Source organism: Halopseudomonas sp., assembly GCF_036960865.1.
In the GTDB taxonomy this organism is placed as follows: Bacteria; Pseudomonadota; Gammaproteobacteria; order Pseudomonadales; family Pseudomonadaceae; genus Halopseudomonas.
Genome location: NZ_JBALWE010000001.1, coordinates 338,612 through 360,044, shown reverse-complemented (window position 1 = coordinate 360,044; position 21,433 = coordinate 338,612). Strand labels below are relative to the sequence as shown.

15 protein-coding genes are annotated in these 21,433 nt (G+C 59.8%); 13 read left to right on the top strand and 2 right to left on the bottom strand.

Annotated features, from left to right (window positions below; all coding sequences use genetic code 11):
• Positions 1-15 precede the first annotated feature (15 nt).
• The 13 genes from lpxB (at position 16) to V7747_RS01630 (ending at position 18,128) form a co-directional block, all read left to right on the top strand.
• On the top strand, positions 16-1,185 hold the full coding sequence (lpxB, locus tag V7747_RS01690; protein ID WP_335614326.1) for a lipid-A-disaccharide synthase: 1,170 nt from the start codon (positions 16-18) through the stop codon (positions 1,183-1,185).
• An 11-nt stretch (positions 1,186-1,196) separates the two neighbouring features.
• Positions 1,197-1,802, top strand: coding sequence for a ribonuclease HII (gene rnhB / locus V7747_RS01685; protein WP_335614474.1), 606 nt, complete (start codon positions 1,197-1,199; stop codon positions 1,800-1,802).
• A 118-nt stretch (positions 1,803-1,920) separates the two neighbouring features.
• A complete protein-coding gene (gene dnaE / locus V7747_RS01680; protein ID WP_335614325.1) occupies positions 1,921-5,445 on the top strand; it encodes a DNA polymerase III subunit alpha in 3,525 nt (1,174 codons plus the stop codon).
• A gap of 98 nt (positions 5,446-5,543) precedes the next feature.
• Positions 5,544-6,500, top strand: coding sequence for an acetyl-CoA carboxylase carboxyl transferase subunit alpha (accA, locus tag V7747_RS01675; RefSeq protein WP_335614324.1), 957 nt, complete (start codon positions 5,544-5,546; stop codon positions 6,498-6,500).
• Between the two features lies 1 nt (position 6,501).
• Positions 6,502-7,818: a tRNA lysidine(34) synthetase TilS gene (gene tilS / locus V7747_RS01670; RefSeq protein ID WP_335614323.1), complete on the top strand. Its 1,317-nt coding sequence runs from the start codon at positions 6,502-6,504 to the stop codon at positions 7,816-7,818.
• Between the two features lie 129 nt (positions 7,819-7,947).
• Positions 7,948-9,579, top strand: coding sequence for a CTP synthase (locus tag V7747_RS01665; protein ID WP_335614322.1), 1,632 nt, complete (start codon positions 7,948-7,950; stop codon positions 9,577-9,579).
• 15 nt (positions 9,580-9,594) lie between these two features.
• Complete coding sequence (kdsA, locus tag V7747_RS01660) at positions 9,595-10,440, top strand: 3-deoxy-8-phosphooctulonate synthase (protein ID WP_335614321.1); 846 nt, start codon at positions 9,595-9,597, stop codon at positions 10,438-10,440.
• 48 nt (positions 10,441-10,488) lie between these two features.
• Entirely contained in the window at positions 10,489-11,778 is a 1,290-nt protein-coding gene (eno, locus tag V7747_RS01655) for a phosphopyruvate hydratase (RefSeq protein ID WP_335614320.1), read from the top strand.
• A gap of 95 nt (positions 11,779-11,873) precedes the next feature.
• Entirely contained in the window at positions 11,874-12,146 is a 273-nt protein-coding gene (gene ftsB / locus V7747_RS01650; protein ID WP_407920331.1) for a cell division protein FtsB, read from the top strand.
• The gene (gene ispD, locus V7747_RS01645; RefSeq protein ID WP_442909168.1) at positions 12,143-12,841 is read left to right on the top strand and encodes a 2-C-methyl-D-erythritol 4-phosphate cytidylyltransferase; all 699 of its coding nucleotides are present in this window, start codon (positions 12,143-12,145) and stop codon (positions 12,839-12,841) included. The genes ftsB and ispD overlap by 4 nt, the downstream gene beginning before the upstream one ends.
• A 158-nt stretch (positions 12,842-12,999) precedes the next feature.
• Complete coding sequence (gene imuA, locus V7747_RS01640) at positions 13,000-13,611, top strand: translesion DNA synthesis-associated protein ImuA (RefSeq protein ID WP_335614318.1); 612 nt, start codon at positions 13,000-13,002, stop codon at positions 13,609-13,611.
• 6 nt (positions 13,612-13,617) lie between these two features.
• The gene (locus tag V7747_RS01635) at positions 13,618-15,027 is read left to right on the top strand and encodes a Y-family DNA polymerase (protein ID WP_335614317.1); all 1,410 of its coding nucleotides are present in this window, start codon (positions 13,618-13,620) and stop codon (positions 15,025-15,027) included.
• Positions 15,024-18,128, top strand: a complete 3,105-nt coding sequence (locus V7747_RS01630; protein ID WP_335614316.1) for an error-prone DNA polymerase — start codon at positions 15,024-15,026, stop codon at positions 18,126-18,128. Before V7747_RS01635 ends, V7747_RS01630 begins: the two co-directional genes overlap by 4 nt.
• 24 nt (positions 18,129-18,152) lie before the next feature.
• Here V7747_RS01630 and V7747_RS01625 read toward each other — a convergent pair whose 3' ends face one another.
• Both V7747_RS01625 and V7747_RS01620 read right to left on the bottom strand, forming a co-directional pair.
• The gene (locus tag V7747_RS01625; protein ID WP_335614315.1) at positions 18,153-19,199 is read right to left on the bottom strand and encodes an enoyl-CoA hydratase/isomerase family protein; all 1,047 of its coding nucleotides are present in this window, start codon (positions 19,197-19,199) and stop codon (positions 18,153-18,155) included.
• Positions 19,200-20,383: 1,184 nt separating this feature from the next.
• Positions 20,384-21,427, bottom strand: coding sequence for a phage portal protein (locus V7747_RS01620; protein WP_335614314.1), 1,044 nt, complete (start codon positions 21,425-21,427; stop codon positions 20,384-20,386).
• Positions 21,428-21,433: the final 6 nt, after the last annotated feature.

Genomic DNA, 21,433 nt, shown 5'->3' with positions numbered 1-21,433 from the left:
TGAACGGGTTCCTCGATGCTGCACTCTGATAAACCCCTGTGTATTGCCCTGGTGGCCGGTGAGGCTTCGGGCGATACGCTGGGGGCTGGCCTGATCAAGGCGCTCAAACAACGTTTTCCCAATGCACGCTTTATCGGCATCGGTGGTCCGCGCATGCTGGCTGAAGGCATGCAGAGCCAGGTGCCCATGGAGCGTCTGTCGGTCATGGGGCTGGTTGAGGTGTTGGGACGCCTGCGCGAGCTGCTGCGTGTTCGTCGTGAGCTGGTGGCCTTTCTAAAGTCTCAGCAGCCCGATGTGTTTATCGGTATTGATGCGCCTGATTTCACCCTCAATGTCGAGCTGCAGTTGCGGAAGGCCGGCATTCCCACCGTACATTATGTGAGTCCATCGGTGTGGGCGTGGCGCGAGAAGCGGGTGCTAGGCATTCGTGAGTCGACCGACCTGGTGTTGACGCTTTTCCCCTTTGAAGAAGAGGTTTATCGGCGGCACGGCGTAGGTGTGCGCTGCGTCGGGCATACCCTGGCGGACCAGATTCCGTTGGTGCCTGACCGCCAAGCGGCGCGCACTGCGCTCTCTCTGCCCCAAGATAAACGTATAGTGGCCTTGTTGCCGGGTAGCCGTAATGGTGAGCTGCGCAAGCTGGGCAAGCTGTTTCTAGAGACAGCGGCCTGGTGTCTGGAGCGTCAGCCCGAGCTGCAGTTCATCATGCCCTGTGCCAACTCAGACCGGCGGCAGCAGATGGACGAGATTCTGCGCGAAAGCGGTTTGCAGTTGCCACTGACGCTATTTGATGGCCAGGCGCACCAGGTACTGGCCGCCAGTGATGCGGTGCTGATTGCCTCTGGCACTGCGACGCTTGAGGCGATGCTGTTCAAGCGCCCCATGGTAGTGGCCTATCGTATGGCCGGGCTGACGTTCCGCATTCTCAAGCGGCTGGTCAAGGTAGGCCATGTGTCGCTGCCCAATCTGTTGGCTGGCCGGGAGGTGGCTCCCGAGTTTCTGCAGGATGCCGCAACGCCACCGGCAATGGGCGATGCGCTGCTGGAACGTTTGCTGCCGACCCCTGAGCGGGAAGAGACGCAGCAGGTGTTTATTGAGTTGCATCAGCTGTTGCGGCGCGATGCTGATCAGGCGTCGGCCGACGCAGTCGCTGAACTGATGCAAGCCAAGGGGCGGCTCGAGTGAATCAGTTGACCATGGATTGGGCTGCGGTGCAGTCGGGTGAGCTGATCGCCGGCGTCGACGAAGTGGGTCGTGGGCCGTTGTGTGGTGCAGTGGTCACCGCCGCGGTGATTCTTGATCCAGCGCGCCCGATTGTCGGGCTCAACGATTCCAAGAAACTGACCGAAGCTCGCCGCGAGGCACTCTTTCCGCTAATCCAGGAGCGTGCGCTGGCCTGGTGTATCGGCCGCGCGGAAGTCGAAGAAATTGACGAGTTGAATATTCTGCACGCCACTATGCTGGCAATGCAGCGCGCGGTTGCAGGTTTGTCGGTGCGGCCTGACCTGGTCCTGGTCGATGGTAATCGTTGCCCGGCGTTGCCCATGCGCAGCGAACCAGTGATCAAGGGCGATAGTCGCGTTCCGGCAATCGCTGCGGCGTCGATCCTGGCCAAGGTATCCCGTGATCGAGAAATGCAGGTGCTGGACAGCCAGTATCCTGGTTACGGAATCGCGGGACACAAGGGTTATCCCACGCCGTCGCATCTGCAAGCGCTGCGTGAGCTGGGGGCTACGCCTGTTCATCGGCGCTCCTTCGCGCCAGTGCGCGCAGCGCTGGCGGCCCGCATAGCCTCCAGCTAAGCCCTCGCGCAGCTAAATGCTGGCCTGCCTCGCAGTTGGGTCGCCTGCGACTGGTCGCGGGCTTGCCCCCTCGTTACAATCAGCGGTCTTGCCGTCTGCCCTCTGAAACAGGATTCATATGAGCTTTTCCTTCGTCCATCTGCGCGTCCATAGCGAATACTCACTGGTTGATGGCCTGGTCAAGGTCAAGCCGCTGATCAAGTCAGTAGCGGAAGCGGGTATGCCGGCGGTGGCGGTAACGGATCAGAACAACATGTGCAGTCTGGTCAAGTTTTACCGGGCTGCGATGGGCGCTGGCATCAAGCCAATTTCCGGCGTCGATCTTTGGGTCCTGGGTGGTGAAGATGACAGCCAACTGACTAGGCTGACGCTGTTGTCGATGAACAAGCAGGGCTATCGCAATCTCACTGAACTGATTTCGCGCGGTTATACCGAAGGTCAACGCAACGGGCTGGTCACCATTCGACGCGAATGGGTCGCAGAGGCCAGCGAAGGGGTGATTGCGCTGTCCGGGGCTAAGGAAGGGGAGATTGGCCTGGCCCTGCTGTCCAACTCACCGCAGATGGCAGATGAGCTGCTGGATTACTGGATGGGGGTCTTTCCTGGTCGCTTTTACCTGGAACTGCAGCGTACCAGCCGGGTAAATGATGAAGAGCACCTGCATGCGGCGGTGGCGTTGGGTATCCGCAAGGGTTGCCCCGTGGTGGCGACCAATGATGTGCGATTCATTCGCCGCGAAGACTTTGAAGCGCACGAGACGCGCGTCTGTATTGGTGAAGGCCGGGTTCTGGGCGACCCGCGCCGCGCGCGTCAGTATAGCGAAGAGCAGTATCTGAAGACCCCGGCAGAGATGGCCGAGCTGTTTGCCGATATCCCCGAAGCGCTGGAAAATAGCGTCGAGATCGCCAAGCGCTGCAATATCGATGTGCAGCTGGGTACGCACTTTCTGCCGGACTTTCCCATTCCGGATGGGCTGACCATTGAAGAGTTCTTCAAGAAGGTCTCCTTCGAGGGGCTGGAAGAGCGTCTCAAGGTGATCTTGCCGTCAGGTACCGAGGATTACGACGCCAAGCGACAGGTCTATGTTGACCGCCTGAACTTCGAGCTGGATATCATCAATCAGATGGGCTTTCCCGGTTACTTCCTGATCGTGATGGACTTTATCAAGTGGGCCAAGGGTAATGGTGTGCCGGTAGGGCCGGGGCGTGGTTCCGGGGCGGGCTCGCTGGTCGCCTACTGCTTGCTGATTACCGATCTGGACCCCCTGGCGTACGATCTGCTGTTCGAACGCTTCCTCAACCCGGAACGGGTATCCATGCCCGACTTTGACGTCGACTTCTGTATGGAGGGTCGCGACCGGGTCATCGAGTACGTGGCCGACATGTACGGCCGTAACGCGGTATCGCAGATCATCACCTTCGGCACCATGGCCGCCAAGGCCGTAGTGCGCGATGTGGCGCGGGTGCAGGGCAAGTCTTACGGCCTGGCCGACAAGCTGTCGAAGATGATTCCCTTTGAAGTGGGCATGACGCTGACTAAGGCGTTTGAGCAGGAAGAGATCCTGCGTGACTTTCTTGCCGGCGATGAGGAAGCCCAGGAAATCTGGGATATGGCGCTCAAGCTCGAGGGCATTACCCGTAACGTCGGTAAGCACGCCGGGGGCGTGGTGATTGCGCCCACCAAGCTGACCGATTTTTCGCCGCTGTACTGCGATGAGGCCGGTGGCGGCCTGGTTACCCAATTCGATAAGGATGATGTCGAGGCAGCCGGCCTGGTGAAGTTCGACTTCCTCGGACTGCGAACCCTGACCATCATCAAGTGGGCGATGGAAACCATCAATCGCGAGCAGGCGAAGCAGGGGCTGGAGCCGGTCAACATCGACTTCATCCCGCTGGATGATGCGCAAACCTATCATATGCTGCAAAAGGCCGAGACCACGGCGGTTTTCCAGCTCGAATCACGCGGTATGAAGGAGCTGATCAAAAAGCTCAAGCCGGACTGCCTGGAAGACATGATTGCACTGGTGGCCCTGTTCCGACCTGGCCCCCTGCAATCGGGCATGGTGGACGACTTCATCAACCGCAAGCACGGCCGCGAAGAGATTTCCTACCCGCACCCCAATTACCAGTATCCGGGGCTTGAGTCGGTGCTGAAGCCGACCTACGGCATTATTCTGTATCAGGAACAGGTGATGCAGATTGCCCAGGTCATGGCTGGCTACACCCTGGGCGGTGCCGACATGCTGCGCCGCGCCATGGGTAAGAAAAAGCCAGAGGAAATGGCCAAGCAGCGCGGCGGCTTCATCGAGGGCTGTGCCAACAACGGCATTGATGGCGATCTGGCTGGCAATATCTTCGATCTGGTGGAAAAGTTTGCCGGCTACGGTTTCAACAAGTCGCACTCGGCCGCCTATGGTCTGGTGTCTTACCAGACGGCCTGGCTGAAGGCGCATTATCCGGCGCCGTTTATGGCCGCGGTACTGTCCGCAGATATGCACAACACCGACAAGGTGGTGACGCTGATCGAAGAGTGCCGCAGCATGAAGCTGCGCATTCAGCCGCCGAATGTGAATGTGTCGGAGTACAAGTTCACCGTCGATGAGGCCGGTGATGTGGTCTACGGGTTGGGCGCCATCAAAGGTGTAGGTGAGGGCCCGGTAGAAACCATAGTGCAGACCCGTGCGCAGGGTGAGCCTTTTGTGGACCTGTTCGACTTTTGTGCCAAGGTCGATCACAAGCGGATCAACAAGCGGGTCATGGAAGCACTGATTCGTTCCGGCGCTGTCGACACGCTGGGGCCTTTCTACGACACCGATGAGGCAGTTTATCTCAAGCAGGTTGACCGTAATCGTGCCGCCCTGATGGCTGCGATGGAAGAGGCCATGGCTTCGGCAGAGCAGACGGCCAAGAGCGCTGATAGCGGCCATGATGACCTGTTTGGCGATCTTCTGGGGCCATCTACCGCGCGTGACGTTTACGAGCCCTACCGCAGGGCGCGGGAGTGGACCTTCAAGGAGCGTCTGCGTGGCGAAAAGGACACCCTGGGGCTGTATCTGACCGGCCACCCGATTGATGAATATGAGCGCGAGATTCGTCGCTTTGCTCGTCAGCGTATCCTGGATCTCAAGCCTTCGCGGGAAAGCCAGACCATTGCCGGCCTGGTATTTGATCTGCGGGTGATGAAGAGCAAGCGCGGCGACAAGGTCGGCTTTGTCACTCTGGATGACCGCTCGGCACGCATTGAAGTATCGCTGTTTGCCGAGGCCTATCAGAGTGCCCAGACGTTACTGCAAAAAGATGCTTTGCTGGTAGTAGAAGGAGAGGTCGCCCAGGATGACTTTTCCGGCGGTTTGCGCATGCGCGCCAAGCGGGTAATGAGCCTGGAGGAGGCGCGTACCAGTCTGCTCGACAGCGTCCGTGTGCGACTGGATACCGAGCGTCATGGTGAAGCGGCGCTAGGCAAGATGGCTGGTCTGTTGCAGCAGTATCGTGGCGGTTGTGCGGTTACCGTCGAGCTGCAGCGTCCGGATGCATCGGCCTTGTTACGCTTGGGGGAGCAGTGGCGGGTGGAGCCGGCGGATGACCTGGTGCAGGGCCTGCGTGACCAATTGGGCAAAGACAGCGTCTCTCTGCACTATAGATGATGGGAGTAGGGCGGTGCTCGACGAGCGCTTGCCAATCCCGTAAGGTAAAAAACAAAATTTGGATGCCCGAGCCGGGCGAAAGCGGATGATGGATGCCTATGAGCAACAGCCAGAAATACCTGGAGTTTGAACAGCCAATCGCGGATCTGCAGGCCAAGATCGAAGAATTGCGCCTGGTCGGTAGTGACAATTCGCTGAATATCACTGAAGAAATCGCCAAACTTCAGGACAAGAGCAAATCGCTTACCGAAAGTATTTTCGGCAACCTGAACAGCTGGCAGATTGCGCAGATGGCCCGCCATCCGCAGCGCCCCTATACGCTGGACTACGTCAAGGCGATCTTCACCGACTTTGAAGAGCTGCACGGCGACCGTCACTTTGCGGATGATGCTGCCATCGTGGGCGGTATTGCCCGGCTTGATGGCCGCCCGGTGATGGTTATCGGTCACCAGAAAGGCCGTGACGTAAAAGAAAAGGTCCGCCGCAACTTCGGCATGCCCAAGCCTGAGGGCTACCGCAAGGCTTGCCGATTGATGGAGATGGCCGAGCGCTTCAAAATGCCAATCGTTACCTTCATCGACACCCCCGGTGCCTATCCAGGTATTGACGCTGAAGAGCGCGGCCAGAGCGAAGCCATCGCCTGGAATCTGCAGGTCATGGCACGGCTAAAAACGCCGATTATCGCCACCGTTATTGGCGAAGGCGGCTCTGGTGGGGCACTGGCCATTGGCGTGTGTGATCATCTGATGATGCTGCAGTACTCAACCTATGCTGTTATTTCGCCGGAAGGTTGTGCTTCTATTCTGTGGAAGAGCGCCGAACGTGCTTCCGATGCCGCTGAAGCCATGGGTATTACCGCCGCGCGTCTGAAGGAACTGGGCCTGGTTGATAGTCTGATCCCTGAGCCGCTTGGTGGTGCCCAGCGTGCCCCGCAGGAAACCGCAGAGCGCATCAAGACGCAGCTGCTGGCTCAGCTCGATAAGCTGCAGGCGCTGTCCGAAGAAGAGCTGCTGGAAAGCCGCTACGAGCGTTTGATGGCTTTCGGTATCAAGTAAGATGTTGACCCTGCAGGGGCTGCAGCAGCAGCTCGGTCCCTGCATGGGTGCTCCCGCCTGGGTTGTAGGCCTGTCCGGTGGCCTTGATTCCATGGTGCTGCTGGAAGCCCTGACACGGTTGCGCCAGCATCACGCTATTCCCTCTCTTTCAGCCATCCATGTACATCACGGCCTGAGCGTCGAGGCTGATGCATGGGCGCAGTTCTGTGCAGATGAATGCGCGGCTCGCGGTGTGCCTCTGACAGTCGTTCGTGTACAGCTGCCTGCCGGTGCGAGTATCGAAGAAGCAGCTCGACAGGCGCGTTATGAAGCGTTCGCCAAGGCGCTGTCGCCAAAGGCAGTGCTGCTACTGGCCCACCACGCGGATGATCAATTGGAAACCCTGTTATTTCGCATGCTGCGGGGTACGGGGTTGCGCGGCTTGGCGGGCATGCCGCAGCAACGCCAGTTGGCGGCCGGCTCCCTGTGTCGCCCGTTGTTGTCCTGGTCGCGCGCGCAGCTGCACGCATGGGCGCAGATTCACGGATTGCGCTGGATCGAAGATCCGGCCAATCATGATGAACGCTTTGCGCGTACCGCCTTGCGTCATCAGTTGCTGCCTTTACTGCGTGCAGAGTGGCCAAAAGCCGATCAGAACCTGCTGCGCCTGGCGGCCCACGCCAGCGAAGCGAATGAACTGTTGGATGAGCGTGCAGAGCAGGATTTGGCGGTAGTAGCAGCGCCGCTGGCAGATGAGTGGCTGGTGCGCTGGCGCAGCCTGGACCTGGGCACTTTGTGTAGCCTGTCGCTGCCGCGTCAGCGCAACCTGCTGCGCTATTGGCTGGCCGCGCAGGACGCACTGCTGCCCAGTGCGCGCCGATTGGATGCTTGGCTGGGCCAGATGGCTGCGGCCAGTGATACCCAGCCGCAGCTCGACCTGGGTGAATGGCGCCTTTACCGTTCGTCGGGTCGTATCTGGTATGTGCCGGGCTCCTGGCCACGTACCGGCACCCCTGAACCCGTTACCAATGGTGGCTCGTACAGGTTGGCGGCAGGCAATGGCTGCCTGCGTCTGAGTGCTTTGCCCGCGACCAGTGCCCCTTGGCATATAGCCTACCGCTCTGGCGGCGAGCAGATTCGTCTGCCTGGGCGCGGCACACACTCGGTAAAGCAGTTGCTGCAAGAGGCGCATGTGCCTGCCTGGCTGCGCCCCTGCGTGCCCTTGCTATACTGCGGCAATGAGCTGGTATCGGTGGCCGGTCGCTGGAACGCCGAGGTGGCTTTGATGGATGCTGTGCAAAGCGGTTTTACGGTCAGTTGGGAGCCTGTTTCGGATTGAGCAAGTCGGGGCTGTCTGGTATCCTGACTTCCCATCTTGACGAGACTTTGGAAGCGCCTCCTGCTTCTGCGGACTCCCTTCGATTCCCCGCGGCATTGGCCGCTTAACAGTTCAATCTATGGGTTTTTCATGACGCGCTACATCTTCGTCACGGGTGGTGTTGTATCTTCTTTGGGTAAGGGTATCGCCTCGGCCTCCCTGGCGGCGATCCTTGAGGCACGCGGCCTCAAGGTCACCATGCTCAAACTGGATCCGTACATCAACGTGGATCCCGGTACCATGAGTCCGTTCCAGCACGGTGAAGTTTTCGTCACCCACGATGGTGCCGAAACTGATCTGGATCTTGGCCATTACGAGCGTTTCGTCAACGCCACCATGAGCCGCGCCAACAACTTCACTACCGGCCGGGTTTATGAGGACGTACTGCGCAAGGAGCGCCGCGGTGATTATCTGGGCGCGACCATTCAGGTCATCCCGCACATCACCGACGAGATCAAGAGCCGCATCATCAAGGGTGCCGGCGACGCTGATGTAGCCCTGGTTGAGATCGGCGGCACCGTTGGCGATATCGAATCGCAGCCATTTCTGGAAGCCATTCGTCAGTTGCGCGTAGAAGTGGGTGCCAAGCGCGCCATGCTGATGCACCTGACGTTGGTGCCGTACATCGCCACTGCCGGCGAAACCAAGACCAAGCCAACCCAGCACTCGGTAAAGGAGCTGCGCTCCATCGGCTTGCAGCCTGATGTGCTGATCTGCCGCTCCGATCACCCAATCGACCTGTCGTCGCGCCGCAAGATTGCCCTGTTCACCAACGTCGAAGAGCGTGCAGTCATTGGCCTGGAAGATGTCGACACTATCTTCAAGATTCCTTCCGTTCTGCATGCGCAGGGGTTGGATGATTTTGTCGTCGAGCGTTTTGGTCTGGAGTGCGGCGGAGCAGATCTGTCCGAGTGGGAGCGCGTGGTCGATGCCAAGCTCAACCCCGAGCATGAAGTCACCATCGCTATGGTCGGCAAATACATGGAGCTGCTGGATGCCTACAAGTCGCTGATTGAAGCACTGAGCCATGCTGGTATCCAGAGCCGCACTAAGGTCAATCTGCGCTATATCGACTCCGAGAACATCGAGCAGCAGGGCACCGCGTTGCTGGAAGACGTCGATGCCATTCTGGTGCCGGGCGGCTTCGGCTCACGGGGCGTAGAAGGCAAGATCGCTGCGGTACGTTATGCCCGTGAAAACAAGATTCCCTATCTGGGTATCTGCCTGGGTATGCAGGTAGCGGTGATCGAATACGCGCGCAACGTACTGGGTTGGGATGATGCCAACTCCACCGAGTTCGACAAGACCTCCAAGCATCCTGTTGTCGGTCTGATTACCGAGTGGCAAACCGCTACTGGTGAAATGCAGACCCGCACCGAAGCCTCCGACCTGGGCGGCACCATGCGTCTGGGTGGCCAGGAATGTGCTCTGGAGGCAGGCTCCAAGGCTTATGACTGCTACGGCAAGGATGTGATTGTCGAGCGCCATCGCCACCGTTATGAAGTCAACAACAACCTGCTGCCCGAGTTGCAGGCTGGCGGCTTGAATATCTCTGGCCGCTCGGTTGACGGCGCGCTGGTGGAGGTTGTTGAGGTGGCTGATCATCCGTGGTTTGTGGCTTGCCAATTCCACCCCGAGTTCACCTCTACACCGCGTTATGGTCACCCGCTGTTCAGCGGTTTCGTTGGAGCGGCACTGAAGCAGCACGCAAGCAAATCCTGAGGAAGCGACAAAGCTATGGCACAGAAAATCGTGCGGGTTGGCAACATCGAGATGGCGAACGACAAGCCGTTCGTCCTGTTTGGCGGCATGAACGTGCTGGAGTCCCGTGACCTGGCCATGCAGATTTGCGAAGAATATGTGAGGGTGACCGAGAAGCTCGGCATTCCTTACGTATTCAAGGCGAGCTTCGACAAGGCCAATCGTTCCTCAATCAACTCCTACCGTGGTCCCGGCATGGAAGAGGGGCTGAAGATCTTCGAGGAGATCAAGCGTACCTTCAACGTGCCGGTGATTACCGATGTGCACGAGCCGCACCAAGCGGCGCCGGTGGCCGAGGTTTGCGACATTATCCAGTTGCCCGCTTTCCTCTCCCGCCAGACCGATCTTGTGGTGGCCATGGCCAAGACCAATGCGGTGATCAACATCAAGAAAGCCCAGTTTCTGGCACCGCAGGAAATGAAGCACATCCTTACCAAGTGCGAAGAAGCGGGTAACAGCAACTTGGTGCTCTGCGAACGCGGCTCCAGTTTCGGCTACAACAACTTGATTGTCGACATGCTGGGCTTCGGCATCATGAAGCAATTTGAATACCCGGTATTCTTTGATGTGACCCATGCCTTGCAGCAGCCCGGTGGACGCAGTGATTCCGCCGGTGGCCGCCGTGCTCAGGTCACTGACCTGGCCAAGGCCGGTATCAGCCAGGGCTTGGCGGGGCTGTTTCTTGAAGCGCACCCCGATCCTGACAATGCCAAATGTGACGGCCCCTGTGCCCTGCGTCTGGCCAAGCTGGAGCCTTTCCTGACCCAGCTGAAACAGCTTGATGACCTGATCAAGGGCTTCCCGGAACTGGAAACCGCTTGATCTGCGCCTTTATCCGATTACCCCATTACATGGAGCTAGCAAGTAAAGATGGCAAAAATCATTGATATCAAAGGCCGCGAAGTCCTCGACTCGCGCGGTAACCCCACTGTTGAAGCGGATGTGATTCTGGAAGGCGGCATTGTGGGCAGTGCCTGCGCTCCTTCTGGTGCCTCGACCGGTTCGCGTGAAGCGCTGGAGCTGCGGGATGGCGACAAGAGCCGTTACCTGGGCAAGGGCGTGCTCAAGGCGGTTGCCAATATCAATGGCCCCATCCGCGAATTGCTGGTTGGCCGTGAGGCCACCGCGCAGGTTGAGCTTGACCGGGCGATGATCGAATTGGACGGCACCGAGAACAAGGCAACACTGGGCGCCAATGCCATCCTGGCTGTTTCGCTGGCTGCCGCCAAGGCTGCTGCGCAGGCCAAGGGTGTGCCGTTGTACGCGCACATCGCTGATCTGAACGGCACCCCCGGCGTTTACTCCATGCCCGTTCCGATGATGAACATCATCAACGGCGGTGAGCATGCCGACAATAACGTCGACATTCAGGAGTTCATGGTTCAGCCGGTTGGTGCCAAGAACTTTGCCGATGCGCTGCGCATGGGTGCGGAAATTTTCCACCACCTTAAAGCGGTTCTGAAGGCCCGTGGCCTGAACACTGCTGTGGGTGACGAAGGCGGTTTTGCGCCGAACCTGGCATCCAATGAAGACGCGCTGGCGGCTATCGCCGAAGCCGTTGCCAACGCCGGCTATACCCTGGGTGACGACGTTACCCTGGCACTGGACTGCGCTTCCAGCGAGTTCTACAAGGACGGCAAGTACGACTTGGCTGGCGAAGGTCAGGTATTTGATGCAGCCGGGTTTGCCGACTACCTTGCCGGCTTGGCCCAGCGTTACCCGATCATCTCCATTGAAGACGGTATGGACGAGTCCGACTGGGCTGGCTGGAAAGTGCTGACCGACAAGATTGGCGAGAAGGTACAGCTGGTGGGTGATGATCTGTTCGTGACCAACACCAAGATTCTCAAGCGCGGTATCGATGAAAAAATCGGCAACTCGATTCTGATCAAGTTCAACCAGATCGGTTCGCTGACCGAGACCCTGGAAGCCATTCAGATGGCCAAGGCTGCCGGCTTCACTGCGGTTATCTCGCACCGTTCTGGTGAAACCGAAGACAGCACCATTGCCGACTTGGCAGTAGGTACTGCTGCGGGTCAGATCAAGACCGGTTCACTGTGCCGTTCCGACCGCGTGTCCAAGTACAACCAGTTGCTGCGTATTGAAGAGCAACTGGCTGGTCAAGCGCCTTACAAGGGCCGCGCTGAATTCCGCGGTTGATGTCCGGCCGGGGGCGGCATCAGGTTGTTGAGAAGCTAGGTGGTTTTTCAACAACCTGATAGCCTTCCGGCTTGCCCTGCAGGAGTATCGATATTGTGAAATGGCTGTGGCTGAGTGTGATCCTGTTGCTGGCTGGCCTGCAATATCGTCTGTGGGTGGGCGAAGGCAGTCTGGCGCATGTGGCGCAGCTCAAACAACAGATTGCCAGCCAAGAGCGCGAGAACGAGCAGTTGCTGGAACGCAACCGGGTGCTGGCCGCTGAAGTGATCGAACTCAAGCAAGGCGTAGAAACCGTAGAAGAGCGTGCCCGGCATGAATTGGGCATGGTTAAGCAGGGTGAAACCCTGTTTCAGCTGAGCGGCGAATAAGTGCTGTGACGCTTCCTTTCTGGGTAGTGGTGCCGGCGGCCGGCGTGGGCTCGCGCATGCAGGCAGACCGTCCCAAGCAATACCTTCTCTGGGGTGAGCGCACCCTGATCGAACATACCCTTGACTGCTTTCTCGGTCAGCCTGGCTTGCGTGGTCTGGTGGTCTCGTTGTCGTCTACTGACGCCTGGTGGCCGGCGTTGCCCTGCGCCCATGACCCGCGTATCACCTGCGCGGCCGGGGGTCATGAGCGTGCGGATTCGGTACTCAATGGTCTGTCGGCGCTGCGCGAACTGGGCGCAGCAGACAGCGACTGGGTGCTGGTGCACGATGCCGCGCGCCCTAACCTGGCTGAAGCTGATCTGCAGCGGCTGCTGCACACGCTTGCAGAGGATCCGGTCGGCGGGCTGTTGGCTGTACCTGTGCGCGATACGCTTAAACAGATCGGCAGCGATGGCCGGGTTGCCAGTACGCCGGATCGCAGCGTGTTTTGGCAGGCCTACACACCGCAGATGTTTCGTCTTGGAGCATTGCAGCAAGCGCTATCCGGTGCCTTGGCGGCCGGCGTCACCATCACCGATGAAGCCTCCGCCATGGAGTGGGCCGGCCTGGCACCGCTGCTGGTGGAAGGGCGTGCTGACAATATCAAGGTCACTCGTCCCGAGGATCTTGAGTGGCTGGCGCAGCGCCCCCTCTAACCGGTACTCACCGAACTTCCTGTTTCTTTATATAGCCTTCAGCACACTGTTGCTGGCCCATTCGTCGTGCCTGCGGTTTAACGATTGACCCGACATAAGAGAGTAAATATGCTGTATACATATACAGTTTATTTGGTTTTTTATCAGGAGGGTGAGCGATGGGTTCGGTGGTTGCGCTCGATAGTCTGCTGCAGCAGCGGCGCGTTTGGCGTGGCCGGCAGGAAGTGCCGCCAGCCAAGCTGCAGCCTACGGGCCATGCGGTACTGGACGCTGCGCTGCCCAGCGGTGGCTGGCAGGCCGGTGCCCTAAACGAGATCCTGTTGCCCGCGCTGGGCAGCGGTGAGCTGCAACTGCTGTGGCCCACCCTGTCCCGCCTGTCTGCCGAAGGGGAGCGAGTGGTACTGGTCGCGCCGCCGGCGATTCCCTTCGCGCCTGCCTGGGTGCAGGCTGGGGTCGCCTTGCCACGGCTGTCGGTCATCCAGGCCAGCGGCAGCGATGCACTTTGGGCCGCTGAACAATGCCTGCGTTCCGGTAGCTGTGGCGCCGTGCTCTGCTGGCCGGAGCGCGCCGATGATCGCGCTCTGCGGCGGCTACAGGTGGCGGCTGAAACGGGGGATACGTTGGCCTTTGTCCTGCGCCCGCAACGTGAAGCGATAAACGCCTCGCCCGCCGCGTTGCGGCTGATGCTGGAACTGCGCCCCCATCAATTGCGGGTACTGAAATGCCGTGGCGGGCTGGCGCCCAGTCACGCGCTCACGCTGGGGCACTGAGCGCTCATGCGTTGGGCCTGTATTCTGTTACCGCAGTTAGCACTGGATGCGGTATTGCGCACGCGCGAAGACCCGTTGCAACCCTTGGTATTAGTGCAGGGGCCGGTGCAGCGCAGGCTGGTGCAGGCGGTCAACCCGGCGGCCCGTGAAATGGGTATACGTCGCGGACAAACGCTGACCGCCGCGCGTGCGCTGAGTGACGACTTTGTCTGCGTTGAGCACGACCCCGAGCACATTCAGTACTGGCAGACTTTTCTGGCCGCCTGGGCTTACCGGTTCAGCTCCCATGTGAGCCTTGATTATCCTCGTGCCTTGTTGGTGGAGGTACAGACCAGTCTGGGGTTGTTCGGCCCTTGGCCGCGCTTTGAGCAGCGTCTGCGCCGAGAGCTAACGCAGCTGGGGTTTTCTCATCGTATTGCCGTGGCGCCCAATGCCCTGGCCGCACGGGTGCTGGTGAATGTAGCTGACGGCTTGGCGGTGGATGAACTGCAGTTGCCGACTTGCCTGCGTGAGTTGCCGGTGAGCCGCTGCGGTTTTGCGCCCGAAGCCGCCGACGCGTTGACGCGCATGGGGTTGCGCAAGCTGCATCAGGTATTGGCATTGCCACGCGCTAGCCTGGCGCGACGCTTTCCGCGTAGCCTGCTGGATCACCTGGATACCCTGCAGGGCTTGCACCCCCTGGCGCTGGGGGCTTACCAGCCGCCAGATGATTTCGTCGGGCGGGTAGAATTCAATTTTGATGTCGAATCCATTGCCTCCCTCCTGTTTCCGCTGCGCCGGCTGACGGGGGATCTCGCGGTGTTTCTGGCCGGACGGGACTGCGGCGTGCAGCGTTTTGTGTTGCACCTCGAGCACCGCGAGGGCGAGCCGACCCAGGTATCGGTGGGGTTGCTGAGTGCCGAGCGCGACCCAGGCATGCTGTTCGAGTTGGCCCGCGGCCGGCTGGAAGTGGTGCAGCTGCGCGCGCCAGTTCAGGCCTTCGCCCTGCGGGCGCAGGAGTTGCCGCGTTTTGTGCCGGCCGCGAGCGAGTTGTTTGTTGAGCGTCCGCAACAGTCACTGGCCTGGGAACAGCTGCGCGAACGGCTTCGCGCAAGGCTGGGGGATGATGCGGTGCAAGGCCTGGCACTGTGCGCCGATCACCGGCCGGAACAGGCCTGGAGTGCGCAGCCGCAGCCCGGCAATCAACGAGTGCGCGAGTTGCCGCGCCCCGGCTGGTTGCTGGCGCAACCGCAGCCGCTGGACGACCTGTTTCCGCGCATTCTTTGTGGTCCCGAGCGGATCGAGTCGGGCTGGTGGGATGGCGGTGATGTACGCCGCGATTACTACCTGGTCGAAACGCGCGATGGCCGCCGCGCCTGGGCTTTTCAGGCTGCCGGTGGGGCAGGTCCGTTATGGATTCATGGCTGGTTTGCATGAGCATCCGTTATGCCGAATTGCACTGCCTGTCCAACTTCAGTTTCCAGCGCGGTGCTTCCAGTGCGCAGGAGCTGTTCGAGCGTGCTCAACGGCATGGTTACCACGCGCTGGCGATCACCGACGAGTGCTCCTTGGCCGGTATCGTCAGGGCCTGGCAGGCTGCACAGGCCACCGGGCTCAAGTTGATTGTCGGCAGCGAGGTGCAGATTGATAACAGTGCCCTGACCGACTCGGCAATCGGCAACCCCAGAGTGGTGCTGCTGGTAGAGAACCTGAATGGCTATCAGAACCTGTGTCGGCTGCTGACGCTGGCGCGGCGGCGTGCAGAAAAGGGCCGCTACCGGTTGTTGGCTGAGGATCTGGACGCGGAGCTGGGCGGTCTGCTGGCGCTCTGGCTGCCGGATGCCTCTGCCACCGAGGTGCAGGGCCGCTGGCTCGCCGAACGCTTTGCCGGTGTGCTCTGGCTGGCGGTAGAGCTACACCGTGGGCCTGATGACGCGCAGCGGCTGGATCAGTTACAGGGACTGGCTGCGCGTTTGGGGCTACCCTGCGTCGCCAGCGGCGATGTGCACATGCATGCCCGCAGCCGGCGTGCCCTGCAGGACACCATCACCGCGATTCGCCATCACTGCACGGTAATGGCGGCTGGTCACCGGCTGTTTGCCAACGGCGAGCGGCACCTGCGCAGCCTGCCGGTACTGCAGGCCATTTATCCGCCAGCGTTGCTGGCAGAAACCCGGCGTATCGCTGACCGCTGCCAGTTTGATCTTGGCCAGCTGCGCTATCAGTATCCCCATGAAGTGGTCCCGGCTGGACACTCGCCGTCCAGCTGGTTGCGCGAGCTGACGCGGCGCGGTATGCGCTGGCGCTGGCCGCAAGGCGTTTCGGACAAAATCACAGAGCAGATTGAGCGTGAGCTGCAGCTGATCGCGGAGAAGGGCTACGACAGTTACTTCCTGACCGTGCACGACATCGTTGATTACGCTCGGCGCCAACGGATTCTCTGCCAGGGGCGTGGCTCGGCCGCCAACTCGGCGGTGTGTTACGCCTTGGGTATTACTGAGATCAATCCGGCGCAGAGCAACCTGCTGTTTGAGCGGTTCATTTCCCGTGAGCGCGATGAGCCGCCGGATATTGATGTGGACTTTGAGCATGAGCGCCGCGAGGAGGTGATCCAGTATGTGTTTCGCCGCTATGGTCGTGAGCGTGCGGCCCTCACCGCTGTTGCCAACACCTACCATGCTGCTGGCGCCGTGCGCGATGTCGCTCGGGCGCTGGGGTTGCCGGCAGATCAGATTGACCAACTGGCGCGTTGTTGCGGGCGCTGGAGTAACCGAATACCCGACGCCCAGCGTCTGGCTGAGGCCGGCTTTGCTGCTGACAATCAGGCGCTGCACCGGATACTAACGCTCGCCGGTGAGCTGATCGGCTTCCCCCGCCACCTGTCGCAGCACCCGGGCGGCTTTGTGATCTCGCAGGCACCGCTGCATACCCTGGTGCCGGTAGAGAACGCCAGTATGGCCGAGCGCACCGTGGTGCAGTGGGATAAGGACGATCTGGATGCAGTAGGCCTGCTCAAGGTAGATATTCTGGCTCTGGGCATGCTCAGCGCGCTGCGCCGTTGTTTTGATCTGCTGCGTCACTACCGCAACCTGGATCTGACACTGGCCAGCATTCCGGCAGAGGATAAGCAGACTTACGAGATGATCAGTCGCGCCGACACCGTAGGCGTATTCCAGATTGAATCACGCGCGCAAATGGCTATGCTGCCGCGGTTAAAACCGCGCACTTTTTACGATCTGGTGATCGAGGTATCCATCGTGCGTCCAGGTCCTATTCAGGGTGACATGGTGCACCCTTATTTGCGCAGGCGTAACAAGGAAGAAGCCGTGGTTTATCCATCGCCCGAGCTGGAGAAGGTCTTCGAGCGCACCCTGGGCGTACCACTGTTTCAGGAGCAGGTGATGGAGCTGGCGGTGGTTGCGGCCGGGTACACACCGGGCGAAGCTGATCAACTGCGCCGCTCCATGGCGGCCTGGAAGCGCAGCGGTGGCTTGGAGCCGCATCGCCAACGGTTGACCGAAGGCATGCTCGAGCGGGGGTATACGCCGGAGTTTGCCGAGCGCATCTTTGAGCAGATCAAAGGCTTCGGCAGTTACGGTTTTCCTGAATCCCACGCCGCCAGCTTTGCCCTGTTGACCTACGCCAGCTGCTGGCTGAAATGTCATGAGCCGGCGGCATTCACCTGCGCGCTGATCAACAGTTGGCCAATGGGTTTTTACAGCCCGGACCAGCTGCTGCAGGACGCCCGCCGACACGGTATTGAAACGCGGCCGGTGGACGTGTGCTGCAGTGACTGGGATTGCACTCTGGAGCCGGTTGCTGGCAAGCAGCATGCGATTCGCCTGGGGATGCGGCAGGTGAAAGGTTTCAGCGAGGCAGATGCGCAGCGGCTTGTGGCGGCGCGCGCGCAGCAGCCCTTCGGCGATGTGGCAGATCTGGTGCAACGAAGCGGCCTGGCCAGCCGCGCCCGCGCGCAGTTGGCTGATGCCGGTGCCCTGCGCGGGCTCGCAGGTGGGCGCTTTCGAGCGCGCTGGGCGGTCGCGGGCATTGAGCCGCAGCTGGCGCTGTTTGCCGGTGCAGCAGCGGCACCTGAGGCGCCAGCCATGATTCCCACACCCAGTGTTGCCGAGGACATGCAGGCCGATTATGCCAGTGTAGGTACAACCTTGGGGCCGCACCCGCTTTGTCTGCTGCGTGCCGAGTTGAATCGTCGGGGCTGCCGCAGCTCACAGGATCTGCTGCAGTTGTCGCCGGACCGCCCGATCAGCGTAGCGGGCCTGGTGGTGGGGCGGCAACGGCCAGGTACGGCAACCGGAGTAACTTTTGTCACCCTGGAGGACGAGTTCGGCATGATCAACGTGATTGTCTGGCGCGACCTGGCCGAGCGTCAGCGCAAGGTATTGGTAGGCGCGCAGCTGTTGATGGTGCAAGGGCAGTTCGAGGCACGCGATGGTGTCCGCCATGTCATTGCCCGGCGGCTACATGACCTCGATGAGCTGCTTTCCGATATCAAGGTGCGCAGCCGTGACTTTCATTAAACGGCTGCGGCAAGGAGCTGCGCGCTAGAGATCAGCGAAAAAGGCGGCAACTCGCTCTGGATCGAGCTGGTCAATGTGGGGTGGGTTCCACCTGGGCTGCTTGTCCTTGTCGACCAGCAGGGCGCGCACGCCTTCCATGATATCGCCGCCGTCAAACCACAAGCGGTCGAGATGCAGTTCCATGGCAAAGCACTGCTGCAGCGTCAATTGGCGGCCACGACGCAGCAGCTCCAGGGTGACGGCCATGGCGATGGGAGAGCGGCTGTCGATCACCGCCGTGGTGCTCTCGGCCCAGGCGGCAAACGCCGGACGGGTTTCGTTAGCCAGTGAGCGTCGTATCGCCACTATGTCCGGCTGAGCGAAATGCTGATCAATTGCCTCGCGTAGTGGGGCAAGTTCAGCGGCTGGTAGCTCAGCGTCGGCTATCGCGGCGATCCGGTTCTGCAGGCTGGTGTCGCTGCCGTCAAAGTCATCCAGTAATTGATCCAGCTCAGCCAGGCGCTCGCTCGCCAGGCACAGGTCGGCCAGGCCAATCTGTAGCGCATCGGCGGGTTTGACGTGCACGCCGGTCACGCCGAGGTAGAGCCCGATTTCACCCGGTAGCCGTGAGAGAAAGTAACTGCCGCCCACATCCGGGAAATAACCGATACCGGTTTCCGGCATGCCCAGCCGAGAGCGCTCGGTAATAACCCGAATGCTGGCGCCCTGAGCCAGCCCCATGCCGCCCCCCAAAACAAAACCGTCCATGAGTGCCACTACGGGCTTGGGGTAGCCGTGAATATAGTCATCCAGCGCGTACTCCTCCTCAAAGAAGGCCTCTATGCCGGTTTCACCGGCCAGGTGTTGTTCATAAATACCGCGAATGTCGCCGCCGGCGCAGAAGGCGCGCTGGCCGGCACCACGCAATACCACGGCGAGCACGGCAGGATCCTGCGCCCATTGCTCCAACTGGGTACGCAGCAGTCGCACCATTTCCAGCGTCAGCGCATTGAGTCCGGCAGGGCGGTTGAGCGTGAGATGGCCGATACGGCCACGTAGCTCAGACAGAACAGGGCAGGGGATAGTGCTCATGAATCAACTCCAACAACTGCAGTCAGGCTGCGAATGGATATGCCAAGGCAAGTAAGAGGCGCCGCCGATGATTGTCTGGCGGAAGTGCTTGAGTATAGGGGAGCAAGTGGCGAGTCTGAACCCTGGAGCGCGCCACGATAACAGCTTGGCGAGACCGGCAGGTGAGGCGAATGAGGCTGCAGTCGATGTGCTGCTATGCTGAGGAGCAAGAAGGCTGAATCTCAGACGAAAAAAAACCGCTGAATGAGGTTAATCATTCAACGGTTTTGAACCTGGTTGCGGGGGCAGGATTCCACCGTTACCCATACGCCTCAAATAAGCCTGTTAGTCAGAGAGCCCGCCAGTGTGCGGGCTTTTTTGTGCGTGAGTGTTTGGTATGCCTATTACGCGCATGCACGGGCACCTGTGAGGCTATGCCCAGTTTTCCATGGAGCCATCGGAAAAAGGTTAGAAAAGTAATACGGCTTTGAAAAATTGAGATAGACCAGTGTTTTCAATGGTTTGTACGAGTTTGGCAAAGGTTAGGAATAGGTAATATAGAAGTAATAAACTTACCTCTCTTAAAGGTTAGAAACTGAATTATCCATATCCAATTAAATCAATAACTTACAAAAATATTACCTCTCTACTTACCTCAAATTACCTCTTTAGGTAATAAAATATCCGCATATATATCAACAACTTAACTTCCGTTTTGGCTCCCTCATTACCTTCTAACCTGTTTCCGATGCCGACCTGAAAACCTGAGCGCCTGAGACTCTTAGGCTCGATATAGAGCCTTTGCGCCTGAAACCGCATGAAATACCGCCTCACCACCTCTACGTGCAGCCAGCAGCCTGCCTGACGCCGTACTGGGTGCGTGAGTGCAACAAACTAGACGCATTTAGAGCGGAGGAGGGGAGGGGGGATGACGGCGCGCGCCGGGTGCAGGAGGGGTGCCGGGGGTCGGCATTGGTGCTGGGGTGTGGGTCGCAGCTCGTGGTGGTTGGCAGAAGCAGATAGCTGGCGGCGCGGATGGCTGGAGGCCCCGTGTTTATTGGGGCGCAGGCGTTTTAGGGGTGGTGGTTGAATAGTTGAAATGATATGATTTGCTGGGGTTTTATCGCGCTGCAGCAAGGCGAATCATCACGCCCAGGACACAAAAAAAGGCCGCTGAATAGCGGCCTTTGGTGTTGCTGGATGCTTTATTTTTTCTCGGTGGGCAGCTCAAACTCCTTGAAGCGCACCACCTCGTCACCCAGCCACTCGTTCAACTCTTCGAAACGTCGCTGCAGCGGGGCCAGTTCGTTCATCGCGTAGACCTCTGCGGCTTGAACGATGCTGCCGAAGCCGCCGGCGTTGCTCGGAACCACACCCATCAGCTGTGGCGGGATCCGGTGGCTGGCCAGTTGATCGTCGCGGGAGACGTTTTTGATGTTGAAAAACTCATCCTTTGCTTGCACCTCGCTGATCGGCAGGATCTGGATCCCGTCCTTCTTGCCGTTGGGTGCATACACGAACAGGTTCCGGAAGTTGCCGGGCCCCTTCGAATCCTTGAAGGCTTGCTGCAGATCCTCGATGTCGTCTTCATTCTGGCCGGCGTCGGTCATGTACATCACGAACCCGGCGTGCGATCCGTTGTTGTAGTACTTGCGGCGGAAGAGGGTGGCGGATTCGTTTAGCCAGGCGCTTTGCAAGCTGCTCAAGTACTCCGGCAGGCCGTAGATCTCCTGGTTGATGTCGGGCTCGAGCAGATGGAAGATCGAACCCTCCTCGAATTCGTGCTCCTGCTTCCAGCCGTGAACCATGAAGTACTGCCCTGCATCTCTTCCGCGACGCATGTATTTTGACAGCGGCGGGGTCAGATCTATGGTGCGGCGGGTCATCGACTCTTTACGCTCGACGTAACTATTGCCGAAGGTCAGGTAGTCCAGAGCCCAGCGGCCGAACGCATTGCGGGACAGCAGCTTGTGCGGAATGAATGAGCCCATCAGCAGGTTGCGCTTGAAGTACAGCGCCGAGCTGTGATGCGTGCCGGCGCGGAACGCCTTGGCCAGCCCGCCCCAGCTGATCGGCGGCTCGTAGTACTTGCCGTTCAGCCAGCATTCCGAGTAGTCCATGATCTCGCGGCCATCCAGCACCGGTACCGGATCCCCGAAGCTGAACGATATGCCCTGGGACTGAGTCGCGGCGTCGGCCGGTGGCGTTCCCGGTGCCTGGGTGTGCTGCTGGTCTGTTGCTGTGCTCATCGTGCG

Excerpts from the sequence above, each read along its gene's own strand:
- lpxB (WP_335614326.1), top strand. The coding sequence starts at position 16 with ATGCTGCACTCTGATAAACCCCTGTGTATTGCCCTGGTGGCCGGTGAG.
- dnaE (WP_335614325.1), top strand. The coding sequence starts at position 1,921 with ATGAGCTTTTCCTTCGTCCATCTGCGCGTCCATAGCGAATACTCACTG.
- tilS (WP_335614323.1), top strand. The coding sequence starts at position 6,502 with ATGTTGACCCTGCAGGGGCTGCAGCAGCAGCTCGGTCCCTGCATGGGT.
- V7747_RS01665 (WP_335614322.1), top strand. The coding sequence starts at position 7,948 with ATGACGCGCTACATCTTCGTCACGGGTGGTGTTGTATCTTCTTTGGGT.
- eno (WP_335614320.1), top strand. The coding sequence starts at position 10,489 with ATGGCAAAAATCATTGATATCAAAGGCCGCGAAGTCCTCGACTCGCGC.
- V7747_RS01620 (WP_335614314.1), bottom strand. The coding sequence starts at position 21,427 with ATGAGCACAGCAACAGACCAGCAGCACACCCAGGCACCGGGAACGCCA.
- rnhB (WP_335614474.1), top strand. The coding sequence starts at position 1,197 with ATGGATTGGGCTGCGGTGCAGTCGGGTGAGCTGATCGCCGGCGTCGAC.
- V7747_RS01625 (WP_335614315.1), bottom strand. The coding sequence starts at position 19,199 with ATGAGCACTATCCCCTGCCCTGTTCTGTCTGAGCTACGTGGCCGTATC.
- imuA (WP_335614318.1), top strand. The coding sequence starts at position 13,000 with ATGGGTTCGGTGGTTGCGCTCGATAGTCTGCTGCAGCAGCGGCGCGTT.
- kdsA (WP_335614321.1), top strand. The coding sequence starts at position 9,595 with ATGGCACAGAAAATCGTGCGGGTTGGCAACATCGAGATGGCGAACGAC.
- V7747_RS01630 (WP_335614316.1), top strand. The coding sequence starts at position 15,024 with ATGAGCATCCGTTATGCCGAATTGCACTGCCTGTCCAACTTCAGTTTC.
- accA (WP_335614324.1), top strand. The coding sequence starts at position 5,544 with ATGAGCAACAGCCAGAAATACCTGGAGTTTGAACAGCCAATCGCGGAT.
- V7747_RS01635 (WP_335614317.1), top strand. The coding sequence starts at position 13,618 with ATGCGTTGGGCCTGTATTCTGTTACCGCAGTTAGCACTGGATGCGGTA.